At 61.5% G+C, this 1,264-nt stretch carries 1 protein-coding gene; it reads left to right on the forward strand.

Translation table 11 applies throughout. The features are described 5' to 3' along the window. Positions 1–69 precede the first annotated feature (69 nt). A protein-coding gene (locus AC0B44_RS21240) for an IS3 family transposase (protein WP_471904702.1) occupies positions 70–1,223 on the forward strand; the annotation gives its coding sequence in 2 pieces (ribosomal slippage) (positions 70–358 and positions 358–1,223; 1,155 coding nt in all). Positions 1,224–1,264 lie beyond the last annotated feature (41 nt).

Here is a 1,264-nt window from a genome sequence, read left to right on the forward strand (position 1 = left end):
GGGACTGCCCCCGGTTTGGTTGACATCTGATCTGTGAGGATCACTCCTCACGATGGAAGGATGTTTCCCATGCCGAAGCCGTTCCCCGCCGAGTTCCGCCGTGACGTCATCGCCGTCGCCCGCAAGGGCGAGGCCCCGTTGCGTCAGATCGCCAAGGACTTCGGGATCTCCGAGGGGTGCCTGCACCGCTGGCTCAAGATCGCCGACCGCGAGGACGGCATCGGCGCCGGCGGGAAATCCTCCGGCTCAGACGAGTCAGCAGAACTGCGGGAAGCCCGCAAACGGATCAAGCTCCTCGAGCAAGAAGCAGAGGTCATGCGTCGTGCCGTGGCCTATCTGTCCCGGGACGTCAACCCAAAATGATGTTCCCGCTGGTCCTCGACCTCGCCGCCGACGGAGTGCCCGTCACGGTGACCTGCCGGGTTCTCGGTTTCTCCACCCAAGCGTTCTACAAATGGAAGAAATATCCGGTCACGCAACGTGATTGGGATGACGCGCATCTGATCAACATCGCCCGCGCCATCCATGCCGACGATCCCGCATTCGGTTACCGCTTCATCGCCGACGAACTACCCGGCCATGGAATCGCCGCCGGAGAGAACCGTGTCGCCAGGCTGTGCTCGCAAGAGCGCATCTGGTCGGTGTTCGCGAAGAAGAAAGGCCTGAACAGAAAAGCGGGCCCGCCTGTTCACGACGACCTCGTCGACCGCCGATTCACCGCAGAGCGGCCCAACGAACTCTGGCTCACCGACGTTACCGAGCATCGCACCGACGAGGGCAAGTTGTACCTCTGTGCGATCAAGGATCTGCACTCGAACAGGATCGTCGGGTACTCGATCGACTCCCGTATGAAGGCGTCGCTGGCTGTGTCTGCGTTGCGCAATGCCGTCGCGCTACGTAAGCCTGTCGGGACGATTGTGCACTCGGACCGCGGAAGTCAATTTCGATCACGGAAATTTGTACATGAACTGTCTCGCAATGGTTTACAAGGTTCGATGGGTCGCGTGGGGGCATGCGGCGACAATGCCGCGATGGAGTCGTTCTTCGCTCTCTTGCAGAAGAACGTCCTCGACCGGCAACGCTGGTCGACCCGGGCGGAGTTGCGACTGGCGATCGTGACCTGGATCGAGCGGACCTACCACCGCAAGCGCCGCCAACGCCGCCTCGGAAAGCTCACCCCGATCGAGTTTGAGACAATCAACCAAGTCGCATACGCGGCCTGAACCGCTCAACCCCACGAGTCAACTGAAGTGGGGGCAGTCCC

It is taken from the genome of Rhodococcus sp. NPDC019050 (assembly GCF_055664235.1).